General features: G+C 65.4%; 16 protein-coding genes. 9 read left to right on the forward strand and 7 right to left on the reverse strand.

The window, feature by feature from the left end:
• Positions 1-76 precede the first annotated feature (76 nt).
• From xdhB to uraH, 3 genes are read right to left on the reverse strand one after another with little or no spacing between them, the layout of a single operon-like run.
• Positions 77-2407, reverse strand: a complete 2331-nt coding sequence (xdhB, locus tag ACSQ23_RS24385) for a xanthine dehydrogenase molybdopterin binding subunit (RefSeq protein ID WP_436092196.1) — start codon at positions 2405-2407, stop codon at positions 77-79.
• The gene (gene xdhA, locus ACSQ23_RS24390; protein ID WP_436092197.1) at positions 2404-3867 is read right to left on the reverse strand and encodes a xanthine dehydrogenase small subunit; all 1464 of its coding nucleotides are present in this window, start codon (positions 3865-3867) and stop codon (positions 2404-2406) included. The genes xdhB and xdhA overlap by 4 nt, the downstream gene beginning before the upstream one ends.
• The gene (gene uraH / locus ACSQ23_RS24395) at positions 3867-4223 is read right to left on the reverse strand and encodes a hydroxyisourate hydrolase (RefSeq protein ID WP_069907755.1); all 357 of its coding nucleotides are present in this window, start codon (positions 4221-4223) and stop codon (positions 3867-3869) included. The genes xdhA and uraH overlap by 1 nt, the downstream gene beginning before the upstream one ends.
• Positions 4224-4434: 211 nt before the next feature.
• On the opposite strand from uraH, the gene puuE reads away from it, so the two are divergent.
• From puuE to ACSQ23_RS24430, 7 genes are all read left to right on the forward strand, one after another.
• Positions 4435-5850 (forward strand): allantoinase PuuE, encoded by a 1416-nt coding sequence (puuE, locus tag ACSQ23_RS24400; protein ID WP_436092452.1) that lies wholly within the window; start codon positions 4435-4437, stop codon positions 5848-5850.
• Between the two features lie 234 nt (positions 5851-6084).
• The gene (locus tag ACSQ23_RS24405) at positions 6085-6441 is read left to right on the forward strand and encodes an ArsR/SmtB family transcription factor (protein WP_055880904.1); all 357 of its coding nucleotides are present in this window, start codon (positions 6085-6087) and stop codon (positions 6439-6441) included.
• A 28-nt stretch (positions 6442-6469) separates the two neighbouring features.
• Positions 6470-6952 (forward strand): SRPBCC domain-containing protein, encoded by a 483-nt coding sequence (locus ACSQ23_RS24410; RefSeq protein ID WP_436092198.1) that lies wholly within the window; start codon positions 6470-6472, stop codon positions 6950-6952.
• Between the two features lie 112 nt (positions 6953-7064).
• A complete protein-coding gene (locus ACSQ23_RS24415) occupies positions 7065-7523 on the forward strand; it encodes a VOC family protein (RefSeq protein ID WP_055880909.1) in 459 nt (152 codons plus the stop codon).
• A 97-nt stretch (positions 7524-7620) separates the two neighbouring features.
• Entirely contained in the window at positions 7621-9381 is a 1761-nt protein-coding gene (locus ACSQ23_RS24420) for a serine hydrolase (protein ID WP_436092199.1), read from the forward strand.
• A gap of 9 nt (positions 9382-9390) precedes the next feature.
• Positions 9391-10101, forward strand: coding sequence for a DNA alkylation repair protein (locus ACSQ23_RS24425; protein ID WP_055880912.1), 711 nt, complete (start codon positions 9391-9393; stop codon positions 10099-10101).
• Positions 10098-10562 carry an SRPBCC domain-containing protein gene (locus ACSQ23_RS24430; protein ID WP_056001297.1) on the forward strand — a complete coding sequence of 155 codons (465 nt, stop codon included), beginning with the start codon at positions 10098-10100 and terminating at the stop codon, positions 10560-10562. The genes ACSQ23_RS24425 and ACSQ23_RS24430 overlap by 4 nt, the downstream gene beginning before the upstream one ends.
• A gap of 164 nt (positions 10563-10726) precedes the next feature.
• On the opposite strand, the gene ACSQ23_RS24435 is transcribed toward ACSQ23_RS24430, so the two are convergent.
• The 4 genes from ACSQ23_RS24435 to ACSQ23_RS24450 form a co-directional block, all read right to left on the reverse strand.
• Positions 10727-10960 carry a hypothetical protein gene (locus tag ACSQ23_RS24435; protein WP_056001300.1) on the reverse strand — a complete coding sequence of 78 codons (234 nt, stop codon included), beginning with the start codon at positions 10958-10960 and terminating at the stop codon, positions 10727-10729.
• Positions 10961-10963: 3 nt separating this feature from the next.
• Positions 10964-11155 carry a hypothetical protein gene (locus tag ACSQ23_RS24440; protein WP_056001302.1) on the reverse strand — a complete coding sequence of 64 codons (192 nt, stop codon included), beginning with the start codon at positions 11153-11155 and terminating at the stop codon, positions 10964-10966.
• An 84-nt stretch (positions 11156-11239) separates the two neighbouring features.
• Positions 11240-11599 (reverse strand): VOC family protein, encoded by a 360-nt coding sequence (locus ACSQ23_RS24445; RefSeq protein ID WP_055880923.1) that lies wholly within the window; start codon positions 11597-11599, stop codon positions 11240-11242.
• Entirely contained in the window at positions 11596-12054 is a 459-nt protein-coding gene (locus ACSQ23_RS24450; protein ID WP_056001305.1) for an SRPBCC domain-containing protein, read from the reverse strand. The genes ACSQ23_RS24445 and ACSQ23_RS24450 overlap by 4 nt, the downstream gene beginning before the upstream one ends.
• A gap of 60 nt (positions 12055-12114) precedes the next feature.
• Between ACSQ23_RS24450 and ACSQ23_RS24455 the strand changes: the two genes are divergently transcribed.
• Both ACSQ23_RS24455 and ACSQ23_RS24460 read left to right on the forward strand, forming a co-directional pair.
• Complete coding sequence (locus ACSQ23_RS24455) at positions 12115-12438, forward strand: ArsR/SmtB family transcription factor (protein ID WP_056001308.1); 324 nt, start codon at positions 12115-12117, stop codon at positions 12436-12438.
• A 187-nt stretch (positions 12439-12625) separates the two neighbouring features.
• On the forward strand, positions 12626-13780 hold the full coding sequence (locus ACSQ23_RS24460) for a DJ-1/PfpI family protein (RefSeq protein ID WP_436092200.1): 1155 nt from the start codon (positions 12626-12628) through the stop codon (positions 13778-13780).
• The last annotated feature ends 7 nt before the right edge of the window (positions 13781-13787 follow it).

Below are 13787 nucleotides of genomic sequence, written 5' to 3' on the forward strand. Positions count from 1 at the left end.
ATCGAGCCGCAAACTCGATGCGGCACCTCCCCCTCGACGGGGGAGGTTGGGAGGGGGTGCGTGGCGAGCACCGGGCTCACGTACTCGCCCTCGCCCGCCGCATCCGCTCAACCCCCATCAGCACCCGCTCGGGCGTTGCCGGCATATCAAGCTGCGGGGCCACCTTGTAGTCGGCCACCGATGCCACCGCCATCGACAGCGCTTCGACCACCGAATAGCCGAGCACCAGCGGCGGTTCGCCGACGGCCTTCGACCGTCCGATCGCCGGTTCCTTGTTGATGCTCCACTCGGCCAGCCGCACGTTGAAGATGCGCGGCACGTCTGAAGCGAGCGGGATCTTGTAGGTCGAGGGCGCGTGGGTGCGGAGCTGGCCCTTTTGGTCCCACCACAGTTCCTCGGTGGTGAGCCAGCCCATCCCCTGGATGAAGCCGCCTTCCACCTGGCCGATATCGATGGCCGGGTTGAGCGAGCGGCCGACATCCTCGAGCACGTCCGAGCGATCCACCTGATACTCGCCGGTCAGCGTGTCGATGGTCACCTCCGACGCCGCCGCGCCATAGGCGAAATAATAGAACGGGTGGCCGCGCCCGGTAGTGCGATCCCAGTGAATCTTCGGCGTCTTGTAGAACCCGGCGGCGCTCAGCTGCACCCGGTTCATCCAGCAGGACGTCGCCAACTCATCGAACGGCACGAACTGCTGGCCGGCCCGGATACCGCCGAACTCCCACTGCACGTCCTTGGGCTCGACCTCGTAGATGAAGGCCGCATGCGCGATCATCCGGGCCTTGATCTGGTTGGCCGCATCGAGCGCCGCCATGGCGTTGAGATCGGTGCCGGAGGAGGCCGCCGTCGCCGAAGTGTTGGGCACCTTGCCGGTATTGCTGGCGGTGATCTGCACCCGCTCGACCGGCACGCCGAACGCATCGGCCACCACCTGCATCACCTTGATATGGAGCCCCTGCCCCATCTCGGTGCCGCCATGGCTCAGATGGATCGAGCCATCGCGATAGACATGCACCAATGCCCCGGCCTGGTTGTGCCAGGTGGCGGTGAACGAGATGCCGAATTTCACCGGCACCATGGCGATGCCCTTCTTCAAGACCTTGCTGGTCTTGTTGAAGGCAAGGATCGCCTGGCGCCGCGCCTGGTAGTCGGAGCTCTGTTCGAGATCCTCGATCACCCGGTGGATGACATTGTCCTCCACCACCTGGTGGTAGGGCGTCACGTTGTTGCTGTCGGTGCCGTAAAAGTTGGCCTTGCGGATCTCGAGGGGGTCCTTGCCCAGCGCATAGGCGATGTCTTCGATCCAGCGCTCGGCTGCGATGATCCCCTGCGGGCCACCAAAGCCGCGGAAGGCGGTGTTCGACACCGTATTGGTGAACAGCGGCAGCGAGTTCACCTTCACCGTCGGGTACCAATAGGCGTTGTCGCAATGGAACAACGCCCGGTCAGTCACCGGGCCGGACAGGTCGGCCGAATAGCCCGAGCGCGCCGCGTAGGTGGCGGTCACCGCCTGGATTTTGCCGTCGCTATTGTAGCCGACATCGTAGTCGACCACGAAATCGTGGCGCTTGCCGGTGATCTGGAAATCGTCGTCGCGGTCCGGGCGGATCTTCACCGCCTTGTTGAGCTTCTTGGCCGCGACTGCGGCCACCACGGCGAACAGGTTCCCCTGGGTTTCCTTGCCGCCGAAGCCGCCGCCCATGCGGCGCATGTTCACCGTCACCGCGGCATGCGGCACGCCCAGCACCTGCGCCACCATCACCTGGATTTCGGTCGGGTGCTGGCTCGAGACCTGCAGCGTGATCTCGTCGTCCTCGCCGGGGATGGCAAGCGCCGCCTGGCTCTCGAGGTAGAAATGCTCCTGCCCGCCAATCCGCACCCGGCCCCTGGCCCGATGCTGTGAAGCCGCGAAGCCGGCTTCGACATCGCCGCGTTCGAGCTTCAAGGGCTCGGTGACGAGCTTGCCGCCCGCCGCCACCGCCGCATCCACATCGGTGACATGCGGCAGCTCGCGATACTCGATCTTGGCGAGCTTGGCCGCCCGCCGCGCCGCCTCGCGCGTTTCGCCGATCACCGCGAACAGTGGCTGGCCCCAGGTGACCACCCGGGTGGTGGCGAACACCGGCTCGTCATGCTTGTGCACCGAGCTGACGTCGTTCTCGGCCGGAATATCCTCGGCGGTGAGGACGCCCACCACGCCGGGCGCCGCACGTACCGCATCGAGGTTCATCGAGGCAATGTCGGCATGCGCCTTGGTGGAAAGCCCGAGATAGGCGTGCAGCGTGCCCTCGGGCTCGACCAGATCGTCGATATAGTCGGCACGGCCGGCCACCTGCTTGATGGCGGAGTCATGCTTGACCGAGACATGCAGTGGCGAGGTGGTGATCGGAGATTGCTTGTTCATGCCACCTCCCTCGTCAGCCGCTCGCCCTCGCCGGTGGTCTCGAGGAAGAACCGCCGCAACAGGTTCTGCGCCGCCAGCAGCCGATATTCCGCCGAGGCGCGCATGTCGGTGAGGGGCTGGTAATCCTCGGCAAACACCGGGATCGCCGCCTCGACCGTCGAAACAGTCCACGCCTTGCCCAGGAGCGCCGCTTCCACCGCCTTGGCTCGCTTCGGCGTTGCCGCCATGCCGCCATAGGCGATGGTGATGGCGGCGACCTTGCCGCCCTCGAGCTTCAGTCGATAGGCGCCACAGAGAGCCGAGATGTCCTCGTCCTTGCGCTTGGTGATCTTGTAGCAGGCGAACTGCTCGCCCGCCGGCAGCGATGGGATAGTGACGCTCTCGATGAACTCACCGGGCTGCCGGTCCTGCTTGCCATAGGCGATGAAGAAATCCTCGAGCTTCACCTCGCGGCGTGCGTCGCCTTTCCTGAGGGTGATTGAAGCGCCGAGCGCGATCAACGGCGGCGGCGTGTCGCCGATCGGCGAGCCATTAGCGATGTTGGCGCCGATGGTGCCCATATTGCGCACCTGCTGGCCGCCGATGCGCATCCAGAGTTCGGTAAGCTGCGGGAAACGCCCCGTCACCGCCGCGGTGGCGGCGGAATAGGTCACCCCTGCCCCGAGTTTCAGCGCGCCGTCGGTTGCCTCGATCGACTGCAGCTCAGCGATATCGCCGATGAAGATCATCGGCCCGATATCGCGCATGAACTTGGTCACCCAGAGCCCGACATCGGTAGCGCCCAACACCAGCGTCCCCTGAGGGTTGGCAGCATAGACCTCGGCGAGATCGTCGGCTGAAGCCGGCACGATCAGCCGGCCCCTGCCTTCGCCGATTTCCACGCGCCGCCCATCGCGCAGCGCCTCGAGCCGCGCCTTGATCGCCTGCCGCTCGCTGACCAGCGGATCGGCCACCACCGTGCCATAGGCCGAGATCGACCGGCCGGCCTTGATGATCGGCGAATAGCCGGTGCAGCGGCAGAGGTTCCCCTGCAGCGCCACCTCGATATCGTTCACCGAGGGATCGGCGTTCTGCATCCACATGCCGTAGAGCGACATCACGATGCCCGGGGTGCAGAAGCCGCACTGGCTGCCGTGATGCTCGACCATCGCCTGCTGCACCGGGTGCAGCGGCCCATTGGCGGCCGAGAGGTGCTCGACCGTCACCACATGCGTTGCATCAAGCGATCCGACGAAGCAGATGCAGGCATTGACGGATTCGTAAACCAGCTCGCCCGAAGTCACTCGACCGACCAGCACCGTGCAGGCGCCGCAATCGCCCTCGGCGCAGCCTTCCTTCGAGCCGGTCATGCGCCGGTCGAGGCGAAGAAAATCGAGCAGCGTACGGGTCGCCGAAATCTCGTCCAGCACGACGTCCTGGTCGTTGAGGATGAAGCGCAGCTGGCTCCGGATTTCGGTCATCAGCTTCCCCGGTAAGTCGAATATCCGTACGGCGAGACGAGCAGCGGCACGTGGTAATGCGCCGCCTCGCTCATCGTGAACCGCACCGGCACCGTGTCGAGGAACGGGTTCTCGAGGTTGACGCCGATCCGCTCGAAATACTGCCCCACATGGAAGATCAGCTCATAGCTGCCCAGGTGGAAGCGGTCGCCTTCCAGCAGCGGTTGGTCCACCCGCCCATCGGCATTGGTGTGTCCGGACCATATATGGTGCGTATGGTCGCCATGGACCATAAGCAAGTCGAGCCGCATGCCGGCTGCTGGCTTGCCATGTGTCGTATCGAGTACGTGCGTCGTCAGGCGTGCTGAACCCGCCATAGTCTAGTCCCTTCACCCTGCGCGCCGGATCGCCCCCGCGGCTCCCGCTTGCCGTTGAGGCATAACCCTTGGATTGCCCGACTATTGAGCATATTCGCCTCCGTTCCAAGGGGGTGCCCGGCAGTTTTTTACCAACTGGTCCACTTTTGCCGCCCTTGCATCGCGGCATGGCGCTCGTGATAAATCGGGAACCAACCAAGAGGTGCCCATGATGCGTTATCCCCGGAACCTGCAGGGCTACGGCCCGAATCCGCCGGATGCGCAATGGCCCGGCGGCGCGCATATCGCGGTGCAGTTCGTCCTCAACTACGAGGAAGGCGGCGAGAACAATATCCTGCATGGCGATGCGGCGTCCGAGGCCTTCCTCGTCGATGTGATCGGCGCCGTGCCATGGCCGGGCAAGCGCCACTGGAATGTCGAGTCGATGTATGAGTACGGCGCCCGCGCCGGCTTCTGGCGTCTGCACCGGCTGTTCACCGGCCTGAACCTGCCGGTCACCGTCTATGGAGTCGCCACCGCGCTGCAGCGCTCGCCCGAGCAGGTCAAGGCCATGCTCGACGCCGACTGGGAGATCGCCAGCCATGGGCTCAAGTGGATCGACTACAAGGATTACGACATAGAGCATGAGCGCGAGGATCTGCACGCCGCGATCAGGATGCATACCGAGGTCACCGGCACCCGCCCTACCGGCTGGTATTGCGGCCGCACGTCGGTGAACACCGTCGATCTCGCCAGCGAGGAAGGCGGCTTCGCCTATGTCTCCGACACCTATGACGATGACCTGCCCTATTACCGCGAACATTTCGGCAGCCCGCAGCTAATCATCCCCTATTCGCTCGCCACCAACGACATGCGCTTCACCACCGCGTCGGGCTTCGCCAATGGCGAGGAATATTTCCAGCTGCTGAAAGACACGTTCGACGTGCTCTACGCCGAGGGCGAGGCCGGCGCCCCCAAGATGATGTCGTTGGGGCTGCACTGCCGTCTCGTCGGCATGCCCGGCCGCTTTGCCGGGCTGAAGCGCTTCGTCGAGTACATCATGGAGAAGGACAAGGTCTGGATCGCCAAGCGGATCGATATCGCCGAGCACTGGCTGCAGACCCACCCCTATGTGAAGCCGGAGACCGTTCCGTCGGAGCTGGCGCTCGACGATTTCACCCAGCTGTTCGGCAATGTGTTCGAGCACTCCGAATGGGTGGCCGAGCGCGCCCACAAGCGCGAAATGGGCCCGGCGCATGATACCGCCACCGGGCTCCAAGCCCTGATGAGCCAGGTGTTCCGCGCCGCTACCGGCGCCGAGCGGCTGGCCGTGCTCAACGCCCACCCCGACCTCGCGGGCAAGCTCGCCGCCGCCAAGCGCCTCACCTCCGAATCCGAGTCCGAGCAGGCCTCGGCCGGGCTCGATGCGCTCACCGATGCCGAGCGCACGAGCTTCGGCGAAATGAACGCCGCCTATGTCGAGAAGTTCGGCTTCCCCTTCATCATCGCGGTGCGCGACAACACCAAAGCCCAGATCATGGCAGCGTTCGAAAAGCGCCTGGCCAATGATCGCGAGGTGGAATTCGCCACCGCCTGCCGGCAGGTGGAGCGGATCGCGGAGTTGCGGATCCGGCAGATTCTGGGCTGAGATATACGCAAGTCCGGCGCGGGCTGACCCCACCCCTGTCCCCTCCCCGCAAGGGGGAGGGAGACCCTCACTCTGACATCCCAGTCTGCGTCTCCCTCCCCCTTGCGGGGAGGGATCAAGGGTGGGGGTCAGCCCGCGCCGGCCTATCGAGCAGCACCGCCCACGCACACCCCGCTTGACATCCCCCGCGGCATCAAGCATAACCATCTCGTTATATAGCGAACAGGTTATGAAATGCAGCCCAACCAGCACCAGCTCGATCTCACCTTTGCCGCCCTCGCCGATCCGACCCGGCGCGCGATCCTGGCGCGGCTGGCCGAGGGCGATGCGTCGGTGAACGAGCTGGCGGCGCCGTTCGAGATGAGCCAGCCGGCCATTTCCAAGCACATAAAGGTGCTGGAGAATGCTGGCCTCGTCTCACGCGGCAAGGATGCGCAGCGGCGCCCGGTGAAGATCGAGGCGCTGCCGCTGGCCGATGCGGTGGGCTGGCTCGAGAACTATCGCAAGTTCTGGGAGCAGAGCTACCAGCGGCTCGATACCCTGCTCGACGAGTTGCAGCGCTTCGCCCCCCAAGGAAACAAGAAAAACTGAATCACAAGAAGACCAGAGGAGACGCCCCATGCAGCCGCCTTTGACCATCACCCTGCCCTCCGATCGCGCGATCGTCGTCACCCGCACCTTCAGGGCGACGGCCGACCTGGTGTTCGACTGCTGGACCATCCCGGCGCTGATCCGTCGCTGGCTCGGGCCGGCCGACTGGGTGTTCGTCACCTGCGAGTTCGATGCGCGCGTCGGCGGCAAGTGGCGCTTCGTCACCAGGGGGCCCGGCGGTTTCGAGATGGGTTCGTCTGGCGAGGTGCTCGAAATTACCCGCCCCGACTGGATCAAGACCAACGAGATCTACGACATGGATTGGACCGGCGGGCAGACCATCGTCACCAACCGCATCACTGAAGCCAATGGCATCACCACCTCGGTGGTGACCATCCTCTACGCCAATAAGGAAGCGCGCGACGGCGCCCGGGCCACCCCGATGGCCGAGGGCATGGAGATGGGCTTCAAGCGCCTGGAAGAATTGCTGGCCGATATGCCGGCTTACTAACCCCGAGGGGCATACCTGCCCCTGAAGCTTCGACTGCCACTGCGACCACCCTGCCGCTGAAGCGTTCCGCTTCACGGACCGGGAGAACTCAACCCAACCAAGGAGACCTCAAATGCCCAAGATCATGCCCTGCCTGTGGATCGACGACCGCATCGAAGAGATGGTCAAGTTCTACATCGAGACCTTCAAGGACGGCGAAATCCGCAAGGTCGACCACTATCCGGACGGCCGCATCATCACCATCACCTTCCGCCTCAAGGACCAGGAGTTCATGGCGCTGAACGGCGGCCCGATCTTCAAGTTCACCGAGGCGATCTCCTTCACCATCGATTGCGACGGCCAGCGGGAGGTCGACCACTACTGGGACACCTTCACCGCCGATGGCGGCGAGGAGAGCCAGTGCGGCTGGGTGAAGGACAAATTCGGCCTCAGCTGGCAGATCGTCCCCAAGCAGCTCGGCGAAGCCCTGGCCGGCAGTGACCGTGCCGGCGCCGGCCGCGCCATGCAGGCCATGCTGCAGATGAAGAAGATCATCGTGGCCGACATCCAGAAGGCCTACGCCGGCAGCTAAGCCGGCGCCCTCCCGAAAACCCACATCGCAACGCCTTCCCCCGTGCGCCCCCCGGCGCGCGGCCGGGAGCGGCTTGCCGCAAACCTGGAGACCCGCAATGCGCCGCCGAACCTTCCTCCTCACTGTCAGCTCGCTGGTGCTGGCCTCGGCCATCCCCGCCCTCGGCCAGCAGGCGACGTTCGATCCTGCCGCCCTCGCCACGCTCAAGGGCAAGATCGAAGCCTCGATCAAGAAGGGCGACATGCCCGGCGCCGTCTGGCTGCTCGCCAAGGGCGACGAGGTGATCGTCGATACCGCAGGGAATACCGCCTATGAGGGCGGCGTGCCGATGCGTCGCGACACGATTTTCCGCATCGCCTCGGTCGGCAAGGCCGTCGGCACGGCGGCAGTGATGATGCTGGTCGAGGACAAGAAGCTCCGCCTCGACGAACCGGTCGATCGGCTGCTGCCCGAACTCGCCAACCGCCAGGTGCTGAAGGACCTCAAAGGCCCGATCACCGATACGGTGCCGGCAAGCCGCCCCATCCTAGTGCGCGACCTGATGAATTTCACGCTCGGCTTCGGCGTGCTGTTCGACCCGACTTTGCCGATCCAGCAGGCGATCGATGCGCGCCAGCTGACCAATGGCCCCCCGGTGCCGGCGACGCCATGGACGCCGGATGAGTGGATGGCCAAGTTCGCCGAGCTGCCGCTGATGCACCAGCCGGGCGAGACCTGGATGTACAATACCGGTTCGCTCCTGCTCGGCGTGCTGATCGCCCGCGCCTCCGGCATGCCACTCGAAGACTTCCTCGCGAGCCGCATCTTCACCCCGCTCGGGATGGTCGATACCGGCTTCTTCGTGCCGGCAGAAAAGCTCGACCGCTTCCAGCCCGCCTATTCGGTGAACTTCGCCACCAACGAGCAGTTTCTGGAGGATCCGGTCGGGGGCATCTGGAGCAAGCCGCCGAGCTTCCCCTCGGCCGCCGGCGGGCTCGTCTCGACGCTCGATGACTACCTCGCCTTCGCCCGCATGCTGCTGAACCGGGGCGAGTACCAGGGCACCCGCCTCCTCAGCGAAGCCTCGGTGGCCGAGATGACCCGCAACCAGCTGACGCCGGAGCAGCAGGATGGCGCCGGCTTCATGCCCGGCTTCTTCGACAAGCTCGGCTGGGGCTATGGCGTGCTGACCTACGACACGCCCGACGATATCTCGCCCACCCCAGGCCGCTACGGCTGGGATGGCGGCTATGGCACAAGCTGGGTCAACGACCCAGCGACCGGGCTGATCGGCCTGATGTTCACCCAGTCGGTGCAATATTACATCGCCTCCAACCAGTTCCGCGACTTCTGGCGCGGCGCGTTCACCGCCATCGGCGCCGAAACCAAGGGAGTGTCCGACGTGCCCGAGCTCATCACCCACGACGTCGTCGTCACCCGCAGTTTCAACGCCTCGCCCGAACGCGCCTGGCGCGCTTGGACCGAAGATGCCGAGGTGATGAAGTGGTGGGGCCCGCGCCCCTGGACCAGCCCGGAAGCCCGCATGGATGTCCGCGAAGGCGGTTATTCGGTGGTGCTGATGCGCTCGCCGGAGGGGCACGACCTGTGGATGCGCTGGGAGTACACCAAGGTCATCCCCAACGAGCGGCTCGAATACGTCCAGAACCTCTCCGACAAGGACGGCAACCCGATCGACCCGACCAGCGTCGGCATGCCCGCGGAATTCCCGCGCGACGTCGCGACCGTGGTGACGCTGACCCCGAAGGGCGATGTCACCGAGGTCACCATCACCGAGCACACCACCACGTCAAAGCAGATGATGGATTACTCGCAGCTCGGTCTCGAGCAGGTTATGGATCAGATGGGCCAGACCTTCTGAGGGGGAGAGATGGAACTCACTGCCAAAGCGATCCTCGCCCGACTGCAGGAGCTGCGGTCGGACGAGGAGCGCAAGAAATACCATCGCTACTTCGACTTCGATGACGACGCGGCCGACACTTTCATTGGCGTGCGCATGGGCGAGGTATTCGCCCTCGCCAAACAGTGTCTACTGACCCCGCCTGCCGAGATCGAAAACCTGATGGAGTCCGACATCCATGAGGCGCGCGCTGCCGCCATGAGCATCATGGCCAAGCAATACCAGGCGAAAAAGACCACACTGGAGCGCAAAGAGGAGCTGTTCGAGCTCTACCTGCGCCGCCACGACCGCATCAACAACTGGGACCTCGTCGATCTCGCCGCCTACTACGTGATCGGCCCGCATCTCGTCGATCGCCCGCGCGATATCCTCTACCGGCTGGCGAAATCGGAGAACCCATGGGAGCGGCGCACCGCCACCCTCGCCACCTTCTCGTTCATCCGCCGCGGCCAGCTCGACGACGCCTTCGCCATTGCCGAACTGCTGCTCGATGACCCCGAGGATCTGGTGCAGAAGGCCGCAGGCTGGATGCTGCGCACTGCCGACGGTAACCGCCCGGCGCTCAACGCCTTCCTCGACAGGCACGCAGCCCGGATGCCGCGCGTCATGCTGCGCAACGCGCTCGAACATTATGCGCCGGACGAGCGGGCCCGCTACCTCGCCATGGGCAAGGCCAGATGACCCGCGAACCGCTGCACATCACCCTCGAGGGTGAGCGCGCCATCCGCATGGTCCGCCGATTCAAGGCGCCGCGCGAGCTGGTGTTCGCGGCGCTCACCACCCCTGCCCTGCTGCGACGCTGGTATGCCGAGCTGGTCAGCTGCGAACTCGACCTCCGCGTCGGCGGAGACTGGCGCATCGTCACCCGCCGCCCCGACGGGCGCGAGATCGGCCAGCACGGTACGTTCCGCGACCTCGAGGCGCCCAGCCGCATCGTGCAGACCGAACACTGGGAAGATTGGGACCCGGGTGAGGTGCTGGTCACCACTGCGCTGACCGAAGACGCCGGGGCAACCACCCTCGACGTGCTCTCGGAATTCCCCAGTGGCGACGTGCGCGAGCTGCTTGTGAAGGCCGGGATGAACGACGAGTCGGTGGCCCATTACGACCGGCTGGAGGATTTATTGGCTGGGCTCGGCTGAGGGTTGGAACGTTTGGGCGAAGCGCTCGCCACCCACTCGATGTCGCTCCCCTCCCCCGTGAGGGGAGGGGTGGGGCGTGGGGGTGGTTCTGTGATCACCGATGGACCCCCACCCTCAACCCCTCCCCTCAAGGGGGAGGGGAGCGGAGACGGGTGGCGCCGCTCTCAGTCGCCGCCACCACCACCATCGCCGCCACCGCCATCCCCGTCGGAATCCCCAAACGAGAATGCGCCACTGCCGCTGCTGTCGCTGCCACCTCGACGGGCGCGCGTCACCATGCTGCCGACCAGCCAGCCGAGGCCGATCAGCGCGATGACCGCGAGGACGGGCCAGAACGTCGCAAGAAATCCATAGACCGGCTCACGGAACGACTGTTGGAAGTCGCGGAGCCAATCCATCGCTCAGTGCCCCGGGTAACTTCCGTCGCGCTGCTCGTGGTGCGGCTCGCCATCTTCCCAGTCGATATCGGTATTTACCTGAGGTTCGGCATGGCCGAGCAGGCGGTCGAGCCACTGGCGCAGCGCCCGTCCGGCCTGTTCCAGCTGGATCGGGTCGATCAGGGGGCGCGGGTTATGGTGCGATTGCGTTGCCATGGCCCGAATCTGCGCCCGATTCCTAAACTTTTTCTGACACTCGGCGCTGGCCTTGGACGACCGCCGGCCGTTTTGCTTAACCGCTCACCAGGCGTCGGGCTCGCGCACCATGTGAACGATCCCGGCCGGATTGAAGAACCAGCCACCGCGAAACCCTTCGCCCAAGGGCTCGATGGCATCGTTGCGGGTCGCCCCCGCGGCGCTCAGCCGCGCTGCGGCGGGAGCAAATTCGGGCGTGAACAGTTCAAGCCAGACTTCGCTCTGCGAAAACCCCGGCGCCTCGTCGATCCACAGCCGGTTCGGCCCGAACAGGAAGCCGACCTCCTGCCGCTCCGGCACCCGCTCGAGCTTCAGCACGTCGCGATAGAACGCCACCGTTTCCGCATAGAGATGGGTCGGTACCTTCATGGCGATGTTGATGCCGCCGCGGATTTCGCTGGTCATTTGTAAAAGCCGTCACGCAGGTTGAAGCCGTGCTCGAGATAGACCTTCATGGCGCACAGCATGCCCGTCCAGCCTTCGGTATTACCGACACAGGCATCGAGCCCCTGCTGCGTTGCCGTCCAGCCCGCCTCGGTGATGGTCACGAGGGTCCGGCCGTCCTCGAGGGCCTCAAAGCTCATGGTGACGGTGGTATCGCCGCTCGGGTTGGCGCCCGTCCCTTCCACGGCGCCCCACTTGAGGACGATCCGCTGGTCGTCGACCACTTCGACCACCTGCACGGGAAAAGCGCCGGGGAAATCGGCGAAGTCCCAGGTCACGGTGGCGCCTGTGGTGAGCCGGCCCTTGGCGCCGCCGGTGGTGAAAAAGCCGGAGAGTTTTGCCGGATCGGCCACCGCCTCGAACACCTCGTGCACGGGCCTGGCGATCCGCCCCGACACTTTCAGCTTCACATCCATGACGTCTCTCCTTGGCGTTTATCGCTTGTCTTTTCGGCCATTATGTTATAAAAATATAACATGTCAAGCGACGACCAAAATGACAGGATTTTCAAGGCCCTGGGGAACCGGGTGCGCCGCAACATGCTCGACCGGCTGAAGGATAATCCGCAGACCACCGGGGCGCTCTGCGACGCCTTCCCCGAGCTCGACCGCTGCACGGTGATGCAGCACCTCAAGGTGCTGGAGGAGGCCGACCTGGTGGTCGCCCATCGCGACGGCCGCGAACGCTGGAACCACCTCAACGCCATTCCCATTCAGCAGCTGCACGAGCGCTGGATCGGCGGCTACGCCGCCTACGCGGCGCAGGGTTTGCTGAAGCTGAAGCAGGGGTTGGAGGGCTGACCCCGGTGCGGGCATCGAAGCCAGCGACCGCGCCGTGATCCTCCCCCGCGTGGCGGGGGAGGATCACTGCGAGGCCTGCGCGTGCCGCCCTACCCCCACCCTGCCCGTTTGGCAGGAACTGCAGCTGATTTGGCGGCCATTGTCGTCTGCCGGCCGCTAGCCTCCTCGAGTCCAACTGGAGGGCAAGATGCGCAAGCGGACGATCTTCGCAGGCATTGGCGTGCTGCTGCTGGCGGTGCTGATCGCTACCCCGATCCTCCTCTCCCCCGGCACACCCACCGCGGCCCCAGCGCCGGCCGAACCGATAGCAGCGGACGAGCAGGCCGCCACCATCGCGGCGATGCGTCCGACCCGCCCCACCGACCGGCCGGTGATCGCCATCATCGCCTGGAACCAGGCGACCGAGCTCTCCGACTTCTTTTCGGCCTATGGCGTGCTGAAGCGGGCTGACGTCGCCGAGGTCACCGTGGTGGCCGAGCGCGCCGAACCGGTGCAGCTCTACCCCGGCCCGAAGATCACCCCGGAAGCGACCATCGCCGATTTCGATGCCCAACACCCCGAAGGCGCCGACTACGTCGTCGTTCCCGCCATGGACCCCGGCACCGACCAGGTCATCGCCGACTGGCTGGTCGCCCAGCATAAGAAGGGCGCCAAAATCATCTCGATCTGCAACGGCTCGCGCATGATCGGCTTTGCCGGCCTGCTCGATGGCCGCCGCGCCACCGGGCACTGGAGCGCCGTCGCCGAACTGCGCCAGAAGCATCCGACCATGACTTTCGTCCCCGATCGCCGCTATGTGGTCGACGATGGTGTCGCTACCTCCACCGGCATCACTGCCAACATCCCGATCATGCTGGCTTTGGTCGAGGCCATTGGCGGGAGGCCCGTTGCCGAGCGCACTGCCGCCGAACTGGGCGTCGCCAGCTGGGATGCCCGGCATCGCTCGGCCGGGTTCGAACTCACTCTCGAGCACAAGAAGACCTTCATTCGCAACGCCCTGACCTTCTGGCGACGTGAAACCGTCGGTATTCCGCTCGAGCAGGGCGTCGACGAGGTAGCGCTGGGGTTACTCGTCGACGCCTATGCCCGCACCAACCTCGCGAGCGTCGTGACGCTCGGCGCCGGCGGCGCGCCGGTTCGGAGCCGCCACGGCCTGCTGATCCTCCCCGACCAGCCCAGCGAAAGCGCCCGCGTCGACCGCATCCTGCCCCCGCCGCCCACCGAAGCGCCGGCCCAGACGCTCGAGAACGAGCTGCCGGTGGTGGCGGCGCGCTACGACCTGCCGACGGCGAAGATCGTCGCACTGGTGATGGAGTATCCCTGGGCTGGCGGCGGGCGGTAGGGGGTCC

It is taken from the genome of Devosia sp. LjRoot16, from assembly GCF_964252795.1.
Classification (GTDB): Bacteria; Pseudomonadota; Alphaproteobacteria; order Rhizobiales; family Devosiaceae; genus Devosia_A.